Source organism: Pseudomonas sp. GW821-FHT02B10 (assembly GCF_059421865.1).
Genome location: NZ_JBWKVU010000006.1, coordinates 140,156 through 156,967 on the forward strand (window position 1 = coordinate 140,156; position 16,812 = coordinate 156,967).

The 16,812-nt window shown below is 63.5% G+C and carries 11 protein-coding genes; 5 read left to right on the top strand and 6 right to left on the bottom strand.

Translation table 11 applies throughout. The features are described 5' to 3' along the window. Positions 1–201 precede the first annotated feature (201 nt). Together rlmKL and AC07VU_RS15650 are read left to right on the top strand one after the other, a co-directional pair. Positions 202–2,472 (top strand): bifunctional 23S rRNA (guanine(2069)-N(7))-methyltransferase RlmK/23S rRNA (guanine(2445)-N(2))-methyltransferase RlmL, encoded by a 2,271-nt coding sequence (gene rlmKL, locus AC07VU_RS15645; protein ID WP_007932188.1) that lies wholly within the window; start codon positions 202–204, stop codon positions 2,470–2,472. Between the two features lie 126 nt (positions 2,473–2,598). Continuing rightward, a complete protein-coding gene (locus tag AC07VU_RS15650; protein WP_495030110.1) occupies positions 2,599–4,998 on the top strand; it encodes a sensor domain-containing diguanylate cyclase in 2,400 nt (799 codons plus the stop codon). 57 nt (positions 4,999–5,055) lie between these two features. Here AC07VU_RS15650 and dacB read toward each other — a convergent pair whose 3' ends face one another. Continuing rightward, positions 5,056–6,516, bottom strand: a complete 1,461-nt coding sequence (dacB, locus tag AC07VU_RS15655) for a D-alanyl-D-alanine carboxypeptidase/D-alanyl-D-alanine endopeptidase (RefSeq protein ID WP_495030111.1) — start codon at positions 6,514–6,516, stop codon at positions 5,056–5,058. Between the two features lie 233 nt (positions 6,517–6,749). On the opposite strand from dacB, the gene AC07VU_RS15660 reads away from it, so the two are divergent. Beyond that, complete coding sequence (locus tag AC07VU_RS15660; protein WP_007932191.1) at positions 6,750–7,094, top strand: YggL family protein; 345 nt, start codon at positions 6,750–6,752, stop codon at positions 7,092–7,094. Between the two features lie 232 nt (positions 7,095–7,326). Here the strand turns inward: AC07VU_RS15660 and AC07VU_RS15665 are convergent, their stop codons facing one another. Continuing rightward, positions 7,327–8,517 carry a benzoate/H(+) symporter BenE family transporter gene (locus AC07VU_RS15665; protein ID WP_277588219.1) on the bottom strand — a complete coding sequence of 397 codons (1,191 nt, stop codon included), beginning with the start codon at positions 8,515–8,517 and terminating at the stop codon, positions 7,327–7,329. Between the two features lie 299 nt (positions 8,518–8,816). Here AC07VU_RS15665 and AC07VU_RS15670 point away from each other — a divergent pair, with 299 nt between their 5' ends. Beyond that, complete coding sequence (locus AC07VU_RS15670; RefSeq protein WP_007932193.1) at positions 8,817–9,581, top strand: GntR family transcriptional regulator; 765 nt, start codon at positions 8,817–8,819, stop codon at positions 9,579–9,581. A 177-nt stretch (positions 9,582–9,758) separates the two neighbouring features. Here the strand turns inward: AC07VU_RS15670 and guaD are convergent, their stop codons facing one another. The 4 genes from guaD to xdhA form a co-directional block, all read right to left on the bottom strand. Then, complete coding sequence (gene guaD, locus AC07VU_RS15675) at positions 9,759–11,063, bottom strand: guanine deaminase (protein WP_495030112.1); 1,305 nt, start codon at positions 11,061–11,063, stop codon at positions 9,759–9,761. A 24-nt stretch (positions 11,064–11,087) separates the two neighbouring features. Continuing rightward, positions 11,088–11,930: a xanthine dehydrogenase accessory protein XdhC gene (gene xdhC / locus AC07VU_RS15680; protein ID WP_009042936.1), complete on the bottom strand. Its 843-nt coding sequence runs from the start codon at positions 11,928–11,930 to the stop codon at positions 11,088–11,090. 106 nt (positions 11,931–12,036) lie between these two features. Next, complete coding sequence (gene xdhB / locus AC07VU_RS15685; RefSeq protein ID WP_495030113.1) at positions 12,037–14,436, bottom strand: xanthine dehydrogenase molybdopterin binding subunit; 2,400 nt, start codon at positions 14,434–14,436, stop codon at positions 12,037–12,039. Continuing rightward, a complete protein-coding gene (gene xdhA / locus AC07VU_RS15690) occupies positions 14,429–15,883 on the bottom strand; it encodes a xanthine dehydrogenase small subunit (protein ID WP_495030114.1) in 1,455 nt (484 codons plus the stop codon). The genes xdhB and xdhA overlap by 8 nt, the downstream gene beginning before the upstream one ends. A 268-nt stretch (positions 15,884–16,151) precedes the next feature. On the opposite strand from xdhA, the gene AC07VU_RS15695 reads away from it, so the two are divergent. After that, positions 16,152–16,811, top strand: coding sequence for a GntR family transcriptional regulator (locus AC07VU_RS15695; RefSeq protein WP_007922360.1), 660 nt, complete (start codon positions 16,152–16,154; stop codon positions 16,809–16,811). The last annotated feature ends 1 nt before the right edge of the window (position 16,812 follow it).

The window sequence follows — 16,812 nt, forward strand, 5'->3', positions numbered from 1 at the left end:
TTTTGTTTCGCTGACTTTATTATCTGCCCCGGCATCTAAGCTCTTTTGACCCCAGTGGTCACCGCTAGCGGCGAGCTGAACAGCAGGGGCGGGACGGCACAGATTCGTGCCACGCGAGCGCTCTTCAAGAAAAGCGCTTGATTGAAAACCGGGCGGACGATGCGTTGTCCGTTCACTTATTGCTAAAGGCCCTGAACTCCCATGTCGGATCGCTATGAACTCTTCCTCACCTGTCCCAAAGGCCTTGAAGGCCTGCTCATCGAGGAAGCCGCCGGGCTTGGCCTTGAAGACGCGCGCGAACATACCTCGGCCGTGCGCGGCATGGCCGACATGGAGACCGCCTACCGCCTGTGCCTCTGGTCGCGCCTGGCCAACCGGGTACTGCTGGTGCTCAAGCGCTTCCCGATGAAGGACGCCGAAGACCTCTATCACGGCGTGCATGACGTCGACTGGCAGGACCACATGCTGGCGGACGGCACCCTGGCGGTGGAGTTCAGCGGCCACGGCTCGGGCATCGACAACACTCATTTCGGCGCCTTGAAGGTCAAGGACGCCATCGTCGACCGGCTGCGCACGCCGACCGGCGAGCGTCCCTCCATCGACAAGCTCAACCCGGACCTGCGCATTCACCTGCGCCTGGATCGCGGCGAAGCCATCCTCTCCCTCGACCTGTCCGGCCACAGCCTGCACCAGCGCGGCTATCGCCTGCAGCAGGGCGCGGCGCCGCTGAAGGAAAACCTCGCGGCGGCGATCCTGATCCGTTCCGGCTGGCCACGTATCGCGGCCAATGGCGGCGCCCTGGCCGACCCGATGTGCGGCGTGGGGACCTTCCTGGTGGAAGCAGCGATGATCGCCGCCGACATCGCCCCCAACCTCAAGCGCGAGCAATGGGGGTTCACTGCCTGGCTCGGTCACGTCCCGGCCCTGTGGCGCAAGCTGCATGAAGAAGCCCAGGCGCGGGCCCAGGCCGGCCTGGCCAAGCCGCCGCTGTGGATTCGCGGTTACGAAGCCGACCCGCGGCTGATCCAGCCAGGGCGCAACAACGTCGAGCGCGCCGGCCTCAGTGAGTGGATCAAGATCTACCAGGGCGAAGTGGCGACTTTCGAGCCGCGCCCGGACCAGAATCAGAAAGGCCTGGTGATCAGCAACCCGCCCTACGGCGAGCGCCTGGGCGACGAAGCCAGCCTGCTGTATCTCTACCAGAACCTGGGCGAGCGCCTGCGTCAGGCCTGCCTGGGCTGGGAAGCGGCGGTATTCACCGGCGCGCCGGACCTGGGCAAGCGCATGGGCATCCGCAGCCACAAGCAGTATTCGTTCTGGAACGGCGCCTTGCCGTGCAAGCTGCTGTTGATCAAGGTGCAGCCAGACCAGTTCGTCACTGGCGAGCGGCGTACCCCGGAGCAACGGCAGATCGAGCGTGAGCAGGCTGAGGCCGACAAGGCGCCGCTGGTTCCGCAGGAGCGCCAGTACAACAAGAACGGCAACCCGATCAAACCGGCGCCGGCGCCAGCCCCTGTGGTCGAGCAGGCGCGCCTGAGCGAAGGCGGGCAGATGTTCGCCAACCGCCTGCAGAAGAACCTCAAGCTGCTGGGCAAGTGGGCCAAGCGCGAAGGCGTCGAGTGCTATCGCGTCTACGATGCCGACATGCCGGAATACTCCCTGGCCATCGACCTGTACCACGACTGGGTGCACGTGCAGGAATACGCCGCGCCGAAGTCCATCGACCCGGAAAAGGCCCAGGCCCGTCTGTTCGATGCCCTGGCGGCCATTCCGCAAGCGTTGAACGTCGACAAGAGCCGGGTGGTGATCAAGCGCCGCGAACGCCAGAGCGGCACCAAGCAGTACGAACGCCAGAGCGCCCAGGGCAAGTTCACCGAGGTCAGCGAAGGTGGCGTGAAGCTGTTGGTCAACCTCACCGACTATCTCGACACCGGGCTGTTCCTCGACCACCGGCCGATGCGCCTGCGGATCCAGAAAGAAGCCGCCGGCAAGCGATTCCTCAACCTGTTCTGCTACACCGCCACCGCCAGTGTGCACGCGGCCAAGGGCGGCGCGCGCAGCACCACCAGCGTCGACCTGTCGAAAACCTACCTGGACTGGGCGCGCCGCAACCTGTCGCTCAACGGTTTCTCCGACAAGAACCGTCTGGAGCAGGGCGATGTCATGGCCTGGCTGGAGACTTGCCGCGATGAGTTCGACCTGATCTTCATCGACCCGCCGACCTTCTCCAACTCCAAGCGCATGGAAGGGGTGTTCGACGTGCAGCGTGACCACGTGCAACTGCTCGACCTGGCCATGGCCCGGTTGGCCAGCGGTGGCGTGCTGTATTTCTCCAACAACTTCCGCAAGTTCCAGCTCGAGGAAAACCTGGCGGCGCGTTATGCCGTCGAGGAGATCACCGCCAAGACCATCGACCCGGATTTCGCCCGTAACGGCAAGATCCACCGGGCCTGGAAAATCACCGCCCGCTGAGGTTGATTGGATCCACAGAGCCTTGATTTTCAAGGCTCTTTGCTCTAGCCAAATTAGTGGCGAATAGCTATAACTCAATGCAAGCCCATGTGACGCTCACGTTCGCTGGCGTTATGAGTTTTGCTTATGTCGTTGCACTCGGTACGCCCGAAAATCCTGGGCTTCATCAGCGAAGACGTGTCGGCCTGGCTGGTCGCGTTAGTGGTATTGCTGTTTGGCTGTGTATTGACCGGGCTGCTGGCCTGGTCGACCCTCAACCTGTATCAGCAGCAGTTGCGCCAACGTTTCCAGCTGCTGGCCAGCGAACGTTATAGCCGCATCGAAGAGCGCTTCGAAGATCAGGAGCAGCGCCTGGATGGTCTCAAGCGCTTCTTCATCAATTCCGGCGCGGTCTCGCGCCAGGATTTCGACGGCTACACCCAACCGCTCTTGCATCGCACCCAGGCCTACGCCTGGGCGCCGCGCGTCAGCGGTGCCGAGCGTGCGCTGTTCGAGCGCATGGCGCAGGAACAGGGGGCGCCGGAGTATTTCATTGCCGACCTGAATGCCGAAGGCAAGCTGCAGCGAGCTGCCGAGCGCGATGAGTACATACCGGTGCTCTACAGCCAGACCCAAAGCCCGCTGGGCTCGCCCCTGGGGTTCGACCTGCTGGCCCAGCCGATGCGTCGCGACACCCTCGAACGGGCGCGGCGGCGTGGCGGCGTGGCGGTTTCGCAGCCGGTGCGCTTGGTCGGAGTCGAGCCTTCCTATGCACGTGGCATCATCCTGGCGACTCCCGTCAGCCTGCGTGCCGATGTGGCCATGTCGACCCCCGAGCCTTACGGTTATGTGATCGCGGTGATCAGCATGCGCCAGTTGGTGGTCGATGGTCTGCCCGAGCAGCGTCAGGACAACCTGTTCGTGCAGATCATTGACCTGTCGACCGCCGAGTCGTACGGCAAACTCTATGAATCGAGCAATGGCCCGGGGGACAGCCCACTGGCGGTGAGCCGGGTGCTGAGCCTGGCCGACCATGATTACCAGGTGAACATCCGCCCCAGCGCGGTGTTCCTCCAGGCCAACCATTCTTCGGTGTCCAGCCAGGTGGTCCTGGGCACGCTGCTGAGCCTGCTGCTCAGTGCCTTGCTGTATGTCCTGGTCAGCCAGCGGCAGCGCGCGCTGCGGTTGGTGGAGCAGCGCACCGGGGAGCTGCGGGCCAGGGAGCAGGAATTGCGCGGCACCCACGGACAGCTGCGCAGCGTGCTCAATGCGGCGACCCAGGTGGCGATCATCGCCACCGACCTGCGCGGCGTGATCAGCACCTTCAATGCCGGCGCTGAACATATGCTCGGCTACAGCAGCGCCGAGGTGGTGGGCCACCTGACCCTGGAAAGCCTGCACCTGCCCGCGGAGCTGAATGCGCGCGCGCAAGCCCTGAGCCAGCGTTACGGCCGGCAGATCCCGATGTGCCAGGCGATGCTGGTGGACGGTTCCGAAGAGCGGGGCGAGGCAACCCGCGAGTGGACCCTGATGCGCCGCGATGGCAGCCATCTGGTGGTGAACATGTTGGCCACCCCGGTCCTGGACGATCACGGCTTATGGGTCGGGCACCTGGCGATTTGTATCGATATCACCGAACGCAAGCGGGTCCACGAGGCGCTGGCGGCCCGTGATCGTCTGCTGAAGAAACTCAGCGCCCATGTACCGGGCGCCATCTATCAGTTCCAGGTGGATGCCGAAGGCCATTCCAGCTTCAGCTATGTCAGTGACGGCATCCGCGACATCTACGAGATCGATCCACAGCAGTTGCAGCGCGATGCCAACCCGGTGTTCGAGCGTATTCACCCGGACGATGTGGCCCGGGTGCGCGGCTCGATCTGGACCTCGGCGAAGAAACTCAGCCCCTGGCGCGAGGAATATCGGGTGCAGTTGCCACAGCGCGGCCTGCGCTGGATACGCGGCGAAGCGACCCCGGAAAAGCTGGCGGGGGGCGGGGTGCTGTGGCATGGCTATCTGTCGGACATCTCCGACCTCAAGCGGGTCGAGGAAGAGTTGCGGGCCCTGTCGGTCACCGACTCGCTGACCGGTATCCACAACCGCCGCTATTTCCAGGAGCGCCTGCAGACGGAAATGGCACGGGTCGAGCGCGGGGTGGGCAGCCTGGCGGTGATCATGCTGGATATCGACCACTTCAAGCGGATCAACGACCAATACGGGCATGCCATCGGCGACATGGTGCTGCGCGGCGTCTGTGAGCGCATCGGCCTTCGTCTGCGGCGCACGGATGTGTTTTGCCGGCTGGGCGGCGAAGAGTTCATGGTGCTGTGTCCGGACACCGATGGCCAGCGGGCCTATGTCCTGGCCGAGGAGCTGTGGCGCGGGCTGCGCAGCTCGCCGATCGATGGCGTGGGCATTGTCACGGCCAGTTTCGGCATCGCCAGCTGGCGGGAGCACGAAGGGGCCGACGGGCTGTTGCTGCGGGCGGATTCCGGGGTCTATGCGGCCAAGCAGGCTGGGCGCGACCGGGTCGAGGCAGAGATGGGGTAGGCAGGGGCGCAGAAGTGGGGTGACGCGAGGTTGCCCTCGCGCCACCTGAGTGACGGCTTACAGGGTCGAAGCGGTGTCTGCCAGTTTCGGCTGGCGGTACAGATCCAGCAGCACCTGGTCGAGCACCGAGGACGCGCCCCAGGGCTTCGGATCGTTGAGAATCGCTACCACGGCCCAGGTGTTGCCGTTGCTGTCGCGGCTGTAGCCGGCGATGGCGCGGACAGTGTTCAGGGTCCCGGTCTTCACGTGGGCTTCACCGGACATCGCGGTGCGCTTCAGGCGCTTGCGCATGGTGCCGTCCATGCCGGCGATCGGCATCGAACTGATGAACTCCGCCGAGTACGGGCTTCTCCAGGCCGCTTGCAGCATGGAGGCCATTTCGCGGGCGCTGACCCGTTCGGCACGGGACAGGCCCGAACCGTTCTCCATCACCAGGTGCGGCGCGGTGATGCCTTTCTTCGCCAGCCACTGACGCACCACCCGTTGCGCCGCCTTGGCATCGTCGCCATCGGCTTCGGTGCGGTATTGCGCGCCGAGGCTGAGGAACAGTTGCTGGGCCATGGTGTTGTTACTGTATTTGTTGATGTCGCGGATGATTTCCGCCAGGTCCGGCGAGAAGGCTCGGGCCAGCACCTTGGCGCTGGATGGCACGGCGGCCAGGCGGTCCTTGCCCTGGATGCTGCCGCCCAGTTCCTTCCAGATGGCGCGTACGGCGCCGGCGGTGTAGGTCGCGTGGTCGAGCAGCGACAGGTAGGTCTGCGAGCTGCAACCGTCGCCCAGCTGGCCGTTGACGGTCACAGTGACGCTGCCGTCCGCCTGTGGGACCGGGTTGTAGCGCACGTTGCCGGTGCACTGTTTGCCGCCGATGGCCTTGACCTGGTTGTCGATGCGAATGCTGGCAATCGGCGGCTCGACGGAAATCAGCACCTTGCCCGAATCGTTGCGCGCCACGAAGCGCAGGGCCTTGAGGTTGACCAGCAGGGCATCGGGCTTGACCAGGAACGGCTTGTTCTCGTCGTTACCGTCGTCGTTGAACTGCGGCAGCTGCGGCTGCACGAAGAAGTTGCGGTCCAGCACCAGATCGCCGGTCACTTGCTGCACGCCGTTGGCCCGCAGGTCGCGCATCAGCAACCAGAGTTTTTCCATGTTCAGCTTGGGATCGCCGCCGCCCTTGAGGTACAGGTTGCCATTGAGGATGCCGCCGCTCAGGGTGCCGTCGGTGTAGAACTCGGTTTTCCACTGGTGGGTCGGGCCGAGCATTTCCAGGGCGGCGTAGGTGGTAACCAGTTTCATGGTCGAGGCCGGGTTGACCGACACGTCGGCGTTGTAAACGGTGGCCGTGCCCGGGCCGCTGAGCGGGATCATCACCAGCGACAGGGCGTTGTCTTGTAGTTTGCTGGCCTTGAGGGCCTGTTGAACCTTGGGCGAAAGGGTGGTGTTGACGGTGGCGGCGGAAACGGAAATGGCCAGGGGCAGAAGAAGACCGGCAAGAAAAAGTGGACGCAAAGATTTGATCATGTGAAGTAAAACCCTACAGCCGAGGGGAGAAAAGACGAGGGCATGACGATAAATTCCCTCAGTGGTCACGAAAGTGTCGGCATTATGCCCCAAGGTATAGCGGCTTGTGCCGTGCCGCGGCGGGCTAATGCGCTATTTTTTTCCCAATGGCAGGCCAAGGCCCTCATAGAGTCAGGCAATCGGTTGCTTAAACTGGTAAAGTGCCGCCCGTTATTACTTATGAGGATTGTTCCATGGCCACTAACCGTTCCCGCCGTCTGCGCAAAAAACTGTGCGTAGATGAATTTCAGGAGCTGGGTTTTGAGCTGAACCTGGATTTCAAAGAAGATCTGGCCGAAGAGGCTATTGACGCTTTCCTCGACGCGTTCCTCAAAGAAGCGATGGAAGCCAACGGCCTCGGCTATGTTGGTGGCGATGACTTCGGCCTGGTTTGCCTGAGCAAACGCGGTTCGGTCAGCGAAGAGCAACGTGCCAAGGTCGAAGCCTGGCTCAAGGCCCGCACCGAGCTGACCAGCGTTGAAGTCAGCCCGCTGCTGGACGTCTGGTACCCGGAAAACTCGATCAATCCGGTAGCCTGATGTGCTGAGTCGGTGGCCCGTCCGGGCCGCCGACTCACGGCTGTCGCGGTACAGCCTTCTCTATTTATTTCCCCCGCAGAACCTTTATATGCCTCGGGCCTGTTTCCCGGGATTTCGCGTGGGCGGGCTGTAGCCGCTGCCGTAGGCTGCGATCGCGACCGAAGGACGCGCAAGGTCTTGAGATCGCTGAAGCCCTTCGGGCTTATCGCAGCCTGCGGCAGCGGCTACAGGCTCATTCCTGGTTCCAGTTCAGGATCGCCAGGGTCAGCACGCCGGCCACGATTCCCCAGAACGCCGAGCCGACGGAAAACAGGGTCAGGCCCGAGGCCGTCACCATAAAGGTGATCAACGCCGCCTCGCGTTCCTTCACCTGGCTCATGGCGATGCTCAGGCCGTTGATGATCGAGCCGAACAGCGCCAGCGCGGCGATCGACAGCACCAGCTCCTTGGGCAGGGCCGCGAACAGCGCCGCCAACGTGGCACCGAAGACCCCGGCGATGCCGTAGAAAATCCCGCACCAGACCGCCGCGGTGTAGCGCTTGTTGCGGTCCTCGTGGGCATGGGGGCCGGTGCAGATCGCCGCGCTGATGGCCGCCAGGTTGATGCCGTGGGAGCCGAACGGCGCCAGCAGCAGGGAGGCGATGCCGGTGGTGGTGACCAGCGGCGAGGCCGGGACGTTGTAGCCGTCGGCGCGCAGCACGGCGACCCCGGGCATGTTCTGCGAGGTCATGGCCACCACGAACAGCGGGATGCCGATGCTGATGGTCGCTGCCAGGGAGAAGTGCGGGGTGGTCCACACCGGCGTGGCGACTTCCAGGTGGAATTGGCTGAAGTCCAGCAGGCCCATCACCCCGGCCAATGCAGTGCCGATCAGCAGCGCGGCGAGCACCGCATAGCGTGGCGACAGGCGCTTGACCAGCAGGTAGCTGAAGAACATGCCCAGCACCAGGCCGGTGCGGTGCTGTGCGGCGACGAAGATCTCGCTGCCGATCTTGAACAGGATGCCCGCCAGCAGTGCCGCGGCGAGGGAGGCCGGGATGCGCTTGACCAGGCGTTCGAAGCTGCCGGTCAGGCCACAGATGGTTACCAGCACCGCGCAAGTGATATAGGCGCCGATGGCTTCGCCGTAGCTCACCCCGGACAGGCTGGTGATCAGCAGCGCGGCGCCGGGGGTCGACCAGGCGACGGTGATCGGCGTGCGGTAGCGCAAGGACAGGCCGATGCTGCAGATGGCCATGCCGATGGAGATGGCCCAGATCCACGAGGAAATCTGCCCGCTGGTCAGCCCGGCGGCCTGTCCGGCCTGGAACATCAGCACCAGGGAACTGGTGTAGCCGGTCATCATGGCGATGAAGCCGGCGACTACGGCCGAGGGCGAAGTATCGGCCAGGGGGCGTAATGGCGCGAGGGAGGCGTCGGACATGGAGCACTGTTCCTTGTTCTGATAAAGATATCTGTCGCCCGAAAGCCCGGCGCAGGGGCGTTGGGTGACGAAAGCAGGGGCCAAGCCTAAACGTAAAAGTAACCATTCATTGCAATACAGCCAGGGCGGCAAATGGCCGTACAGTCGTTGCGACAGCCTGTGGACCATACAGTTATTGCGAATAAACCCTATGGGTTGTGTACAATGTGCCATTGTTTTTACGCGATACTTGTCAGCGACCCACTGTGCCGTATTACAGTCACGGTCAATTCGCCGCAGTTCTCCCGACTCGAGTGCCCATGAACGAACAGTTGCAACCCCTCAAGAAACAACCGCGAGCAGGCAAGGCCGGTCGCAGCGGGACCCAGGACGATATTGTCTACGCGCATATCTTCGAGGCCATCCTCGAACAGCGCCTGGCGCCCGGCACCAAGTTGAGCGAAGAGGCGCTGGGGGAAATTTTCGGGGTCAGCCGTACCATCATTCGTCGTGCGCTGTCGCGCCTGGCCCATGAAGGCGTGGTGCTGCTGCGACCCAATCGCGGCGCAGTCGTGGCCAGCCCGAGTGTCGAGGAAGCCCGCCAGGTGTTCATGGCGCGCCGGCTGGTGGAGCGGGCGATCACCGAGCTGGCGGTGCAGCACGCCACGGCCGAACAGCTTGCCGAGCTGCGGCAGATGGTCAACGACGAGCGCGACAGCTTTTCCCGTGGCGATCGCGGCGCCGGTATCCGCTTGTCGGGCGAGTTCCACCTCAAACTTGCCGAGGCGGCGAAGAATGCTCCGCTGATCAGCTTCCAGCGCAGCCTGGTGTCGCAGACCTCGCTGATCATCGCCCAGTACGAAAGCGGCAACCGTTCGCACTGTTCCTACGATGAGCACACCCAGTTGATCGACGCCATCGAGGCCCGCGACGCGGAGCTGGCGGTGACCCTGATGATGCATCACATGGATCACATCGACAGCAAGCTCAACCTCGACGAAGAAAGCGCCTCGGACGACCTGCATGCGGTGTTCTCGCACCTGCTGCAAACCAAGAAGCCGGGCCGCTCTCCCGCCAAGCTGTAACGCCATCTCCCTGTAGGAGCGAGCTTGCTCGCGATAGCCGCGAAGCGGCGACCTGTCTGCCAAAGCTCGTCATCCTTGGCGATCTTTTCGCGAGCAAGCTTGCTCCTACAGGGTTTACAGCAGATAAAAAAATCCCCCGTCTCAGCGCATGAAGCGGGGGATTTTTCGTTTCCGGGATTAGCGCTGGTGCACCAGATTGCCCGCTGCATAGGTCTGCGCCACGGTGCGGTCATCGCCCAGGGTCATCAGCACGAACAGCGTCTCGGCGATGCTCTTGGATTGTTTCAGGCGATAGTTCAGCAGTGGCGTGGCGTTGTAGTCGAGCACCAGGAAGTCGGCGTCGGTGCCTGGTTGCAGGGTGCCGATCCGCTCTTCCAGGCGCAGTGCGCGCGCGCCGCCGAGGGTGGCCAGGTACAGCGACTTGAACGGACTCAGGCGCGCGCCCTGCAACTGCATGACCTTGTAGGCTTCGTTCAGGGTCTGCAGCAGCGAGAAGCTGGTGCCGCCGCCGACGTCGGTGCCCAGGCCGACATTCAGCTTGTGCTTCTCGGCCATCGGCAGGTTGAACAGGCCGCTGCCAAGGAACAGGTTCGAGGTCGGGCAGAAGGCCACGGCCGAACCGGTCTGCGCCAGGTGCGCGCATTCGTCGTCGCACAGGTGCACGCCGTGGGCGAACACCGAGCGCTCGCCCAGCAACTGGTAGTGGTCGTACACATCCAGGTAGCCCTTGCGCTCGGGGAACAGCTCCTTGACCCATTCGACTTCCTGCAGGTTCTCGCTGATATGGGTCTGCATGTACAGGTCGGGGTATTCGCCGAGCAATTGCCCGGCGAGGGTCAGTTGTTCCGGGGTGCTGGTCGGGGCGAAACGCGGTGTCACCGCATAGTGCAGGCGGCCCTTGCCATGCCAGCGCTCGATCAGCGCCTTGCTTTCCAGGTAGCTGGATTCGGCGGTGTCGGTCAGGTAGTCCGGGGCGTTGCGGTCCATCATCACCTTGCCGGCGATCATTCGCAGGTCGAGCTTCTGCGCCGCTTCGAAAAAGGCATTCACCGATTGCGGATGCACGCTGCCGAAGACCAGGGCGGTGGTGGTGCCGTTGCGCAGCAGTTCCTTGATGAAAATCCCCGCCACTTCCTCGGCATGGGCCTGGTCGGCGAACTGGCTTTCGCAGGGGAAGGTGTAGGTGTTGAGCCAGTCCAGCAACTGCTCGCCATAGGCACCGACCATGCCGGTCTGCGGCAGGTGGATATGGGTGTCGATAAAGCCTGGGGTGATCAGCGCATCCTGGTAGTGAGTGATCTCGATATCGGCGGGCAGGCTGGCGAGCAATTCGCTGGCGTGGCCGAGGGCGCTGATCTGGCCGTTGTCGACCACTAGCAGGCCATCCTCGAAATACTCGTAGGAGGCTTCGATGCCGACCTCGGCGGGGTCGGCGATGCTGTGCAGGATGGCGGCACGGTAGGCTTTGCGAGTCAGAGGCATGAGGCAGTCTCGGTTCGTGGCTTTTTAATGAGTGGCATGGCTGCGGCGCGAGGCCGGCAGCAGTTTGGCAATGGGTTCGGCGCGGGCACTGTGCTGGCCGAAATTGGCGTTATAGGTGGCGATGATTTCGCCGGCGATGGAGATGGCGATTTCCACAGGCAACTTGCCTTTGACTTCGCCGAGCCCCATCGGGCAGCGCATGCGTTGCAGCACGCCGCTGTCGAAGCCGCGCTCGCGCAGGCGGTGTTCGAACTTCACTCGCTTGGTCTTCGAGCCGATCAGGCCGAAGTAGGCGAAGTCGTTGCGCTTGAGGATCGCGGCGGTGAGCTCCAGGTCGAGCTGGTGATTGTGGGTCATGACGATGCAGTAGCTGCCGGCGGGCAGGTCGTCGATTTCATCGACGGGCTCTTCGCTGACGATCTTGCGTACGCCCTGGGGGATTTGCTCGGGGAATTCCTGTTCCCGCGAATCGATCCAGCGCACCTTGCACGGCAGGCTCGCCAGTAGCGGCACCAGCGCGCGGCCGACATGGCCGGCGCCGAAGACCGCGATCTGCGCCTGGACCTGGCCCATGGGTTCGAACAGCAACACCGTCACCCCGCCGCAGCACTGGCCGAGGCTGGCGCCCAGGCTGAAGCGCTCCAGGTGGGTATCCTGCTTGCCGCTGGCGAGCATCTCGCGGGCGATCTGCATGGCCTTGTATTCCAGGTGGCCGCCGCCGATGGTGTCGAAACTCTGGGTGGCGCTGATGACCATTTTCGAGCCGGCATTGCGTGGCGTCGAACCCAGCTCTTCGATGATGGTCACCAGCACGCAGGGTTCGCCGCGGGTTTGCAGGTCGGCGAGGGCGCTGATCCAGTTGTACATGTTTCACCTCTTGCAACGTTGTCGTCTGCAATGTCGTCATCGCGAGCAAGCTCGCTCCTACAGGAGGGTGCGATATCTGTAGGAGCGAGCTTGCTCGCGATGGGATTTACAGGGAAGCCAGTTCCGCCTTGGTCTCCACGGCCTTCGCCACCTTCAGCTGGCGCATCTGCTCGCAGCCCCACAACACCCGCTCCGGCGTGGCCGGTGCGTCGATCTTCGGCTGGTGCCGGTAATCGCCAAGGCTGGCCACGGCGTCCTTGATCGCGCACCAGGCGGCGATGCCGAGCATGAACGGCGGTTCGCCCACGGCCTTGGAATGGAACACCGTGTCTTCCGGGTTCTTGCGGTTTTCCACCAGCTTGACCCGCAGGTCCAGCGGCATGTCGGCCACTGCCGGAATCTTGTAGCTGGCCGGGCCGTTGGTCATCAGCTTGCCCTTGGCGTTCCACACCAGCTCTTCCATGGTCAGCCAGCCCATGCCCTGGATGAAGCCACCTTCCACCTGGCCGATGTCGATGGCCGGGTTCAGCGAGGCGCCGACGTCATGCAGGATGTCGGTGCGCAACATCTTGTACTCGCCGGTCAGGGTGTCGACTATCACCTCGGCGCAGGCGGCGCCGTAGGCGAAGTAGTAGAACGGCCGGCCACGGGCCTGGGCACGGTCGTAGTAGATTTTCGGGGTCTTGTAGAAGCCGGTGCTGGACAGCGAGACCTGGGCGAAATAGGCCTGCTGGATCAGTTCCTCGAAACTCAGGATCTGGTCGCGGACCCGCACATGGCCGTTGTGGAATTCCACATCTTCCTCGCTGACCTTGTACTGTCGGGCGGCAAACTCCACCAGGCGTTTCTTGATGATTTCCGCTGCGTTCTGCGCCGCCTTGCCGTTCAGGTCGGCACCGCTGGAGGCGGCGGTCGGCGAGGTGTTGGGCACCTTGTCGGTGTTGGTCGCGGTGATCTGCACCCGGTCGATCTCCACCTGGAACACCTCGGCCACCACCTGCGCCACCTTGGTGTTCAGGCCCTGGCCCATTTCCGTGCCGCCGTGGTTGAGGTGGATGCTGCCGTCGGTATAGACGTGCACCAGCGCGCCGGCCTGGTTGAGGAAGCTGGCGGTGAAGGAAATGCCGAATTTCACCGGGGTCAGTGCCAGGCCCTTTTTCAGGATCGGGCTGCCGGCGTTGTAGCGGCGGATCGCTTCGCGGCGCTCGGCGTACTGGCTGCTGGCTTCCAGTTCGGCGGTCATCTCTTCGAGCATGTTGTGCTCGACGGTCTGGTAGTAGTGGGTGACGTTGCGTTCGGTCTTGCCGTAGTAGTTGGCTTTGCGCACGGCCAGCGGGTCGAGGGCGAGATGGCGGGCGATGGCGTCCATCACTTCCTCGATGGCGACCATGCCTTGCGGGCCGCCGAAACCACGGTAGGCGGTGTTCGACGCGGTGTTGGTCTTGCAGCGATGGCCGTTGATGGTGGCGTCGCCCAGGTAGTACGAGTTGTCGGCGTGGAACATCGCCCGGTCGACGATCGAGGCCGACAGGTCCGGCGAGCAACCGCAGTTGCCGGCCAGCTCCAGCTGGATGCCATGCAGGCGCCCGGTGCTGTCGAAGCCGACGTCGTACTCGATATAGAAGGGGTGGCGCTTGCCGGTCATCAGCATGTCTTCGACCCGCGGCAGGCGCATCTTGGTTGGCTGGCCGGTGAGGTGCGCGATCACCGCGCACAGGCATGCCGGGCTGGCGGCCTGGGTTTCCTTGCCGCCGAAACCTCCGCCCATGCGGCGCATGTCGACCACGATCTTGTTCATCGACACGTCCAGCACCTCGGCCACCAGCTTCTGCACCTCGGTGGGGTTCTGGGTCGAGCAGTAGACGATCATGCCGCCGTCTTCGGTGGGCATCACCGAGGAAATCTGGGTCTCCAGGTAGAAATGTTCCTGGCCGCCGATGTGCAGCGTGCCCTGCAGGCGATGCTCGGCGCTGGCCAGGGCCTTGGCCGAGTCGCCGCGCTGGTGGGTGTGGCTGTCGAGGACGAAGTGGCGTTTGCGCAGGGCTTCGACCACGTCCAGGACCGGCTCCAGGTCCTCGTATTCGATGACCGCGGCCATGGCCGCCTGGCGCGCGGTTTCCAGGTCGCGGGCGGCCACGGCCAGCACCGGCTGGCCGACGAACTGCACGTCGTCGATGGCCAGCAGCGGGTCGCCGGGCAGCAGCGGGCCGATGTCTTTCAGCCCCGGAATGTCCTTGTGGGTGATGACGATACGCACGCCGTCGAAGGCATGGCAGGGCGCGGTGTCGATGCTGAGGATCTTGGCGTGGGCACGGTCCGAGAGGCGCGCATACACATGCAGCTGGTTGGGGAATTCCAGCCGGTCATCGATGTACACCGCCTCGCCGGACACATGCTTGGCGGCGCTGTCGTGCTTGACGCTGCGCCCGACGCCGGTGGCCAGGTCCTGTTGAAACAGGGCGCTCAGTTCGGCTTGAGTCTTCTCGACTTTGTGATGATTAGACATAAGCGGTCACCCGGGTCTCGATGTGCGGTGTTTGCAGTTCGATAAAGTATTTGCGCAGCAGGTTCTGGGCGCTGAGCAGGCGGTATTCCTTGCTGGCGCGGAAGTCCGAAAGCGGGGTGAAGTCTTCGCCCAGGGCGGCGCAGGCACGTTCGACGGTGGTCTCGCTCCAAGGGGCGCCGAGCAGCGCGGCCTCACAGTGCTTGGCGCGTTTCGGGGTGGCGGCCATGCCACCGAAGGCCACGCGGGCGTCGGCGATCACGCCGTTCTCGATACGCAGGTTGAAGGCCGCGCAGACCGCGGAAATATCGTCGTCCAGGCGCTTGGACACCTTGTAGGCGCGGAACAGCTGCTGGGCGCTGGCCCGTGGCACGATGATCTTCTCGATGAACTCGCTTTCCTGGCGCGCGGTGACGCGGTAGTCGATGAAATAGTCTTCCAGGGCCAGGGAGCGGCGGGTGTTGCCCTTGCACAGGACGATCTGCGCGCCCAGGGCGATCAGCAAGGGCGGTGAGTCGCCGATGGGCGAAGCGTTGCCGATGTTGCCGCCCAGGGTGCCCTGGTTGCGGATCTGCAACGAGGCGAAGCGTTGCAGCAGTTCGCCGAAGTCCGGGTATTCGGCCTTGAGGGCGTCGTAGCAATCGGAGAGGGCGGTGGCGGCGCCGATTTCCAGGCGGTCGTCGAAGCGCTCGACGCGTTTCATTTCGGCGACGTTGCCGACGTAGATCATCACCGGCAGCGGGCGGTGGAACTGGGTGACTTCCAGTGCCAGGTCGGTGCCGCCGGCCAGCAACCGAGCTTGCGGGTAGGCGTCATACAGGTCGGCCAGGTCGGATACGGTCAGCGGTACCAGGCAACGTTTGTCGCCACTGTTCAGCTCGCCGGTGTCGCTGGGGGCGATGGCTTTCAGGCGGGCGATGGTCTCGGCTTCGCGGGCGTCGAACTGGTCCGGCTGCTTGCCGCAGCAGGCCTGCTCGGCGGCGGCGAGAATCGGGCGGTAGCCGGTGCAGCGGCACAGGTTGCCGGCCAGGGCCTCGTGGGCCTTGTGCGCGTCGGGTTGTTCGGAGTTCTTCTGCAGGGCGAACAGCGACATGACGAAGCCCGGCGTACAGAAGCCGCACTGCGAGCCGTGGCATTCGACCATGGCTTTCTGCACGCTGTGCAACTGGCCCTGGTGCTTGAGGTCTTCGACGCTGATCAGCTGTTTGCCGTGCAGCGACGAGACGAAGGTCAGGCACGCGTTGAGGCTGCGATAACGGATATGCTCCGTGCCTGTGTCGTCGGTCTGCAATTCGCCGACCACCACGGTGCAGGCGCCACAGTCGCCACTGGCGCAGCCTTCCTTGGTGCCGGGCTTGCCCAGATGCTCGCGCAGATAATTGAGCACCGTCAGATTCGGGTCCAGGGTGTGCTCGCTACGGAGTTCCTGGTTGAGTAAAAACTGGATCACGGAAGGCCTCGCAGACTCATTATTGTTGTTAACCGACTGGGGCCGAATTTAGTCATGTCTGACTTTTCGGTCAATGATTTTCTGACTTAAAGGTCAGGAAATCATTTTTTGCCGATCAACACGCGCTTTCAAACAGTATTGACCCTCCCGGGCCGCAGTGCTTTTTGCTTATTCCGTGCCAAATTCAGGCCCTTGGGCACTCCGCCATGAGGTAGCAATTGCGCTACACTGCGCCGCTTGTACCGATCTGAGAGTTTGAAGGAAAACCATGACGTTCAAGGCGCCGGACAGCCTCGCCGAGCAAATCGCTCACCACCTCGCCGAACGCATCATTCGCGGCGAGCTCAAGCCTGGGGAGCGCATTCAGGAACAGAAGGTCACGCTGGCCCTCAATGTCAGCCGCGGCTCGGTCCGTGAGGCCCTGCTGATCCTCGAACGCCGTCACCTGATCGCCATCCTGCCGCGTCGTGGCGCCCATGTGACCGAACTCACTCCGCACAAGGTGCGGAGCCTGTGCACCCTGATGAGCGAGCTGTACATCCTGCTGGGCAACTCGGTGGCCAACGGCTGGGAACTGCAGGCCGACATGGCGCCGTTCCTGCAGATCCAGCAGCGATTGATCGCCGCCTATGAGCGCCAGGACATCCGCAGTTTCGTCGAAGACAGCTTCAATGTGATGCGCGCCGCCTACCCGTTCGCCGACAACCCGTACCTGCAGGAAACCGTCGAGAACCTGCAGCCGGCGATGAGCCGTGCCTATTTCCTGGCCCTGGAGCAGCGCAAGGCGGAAATGAGCGAATTCCTCGACCTGTTCGAGCAACTGCTGGCCGCCGTACTGGCCCGTGACCTGCCGACGATCCGCCTGGTGCTGACGGCCTATGCCCGGCGCAGTTGCGACCTGGTAGTCGCCGCCTTGACGGTTGCCTGAG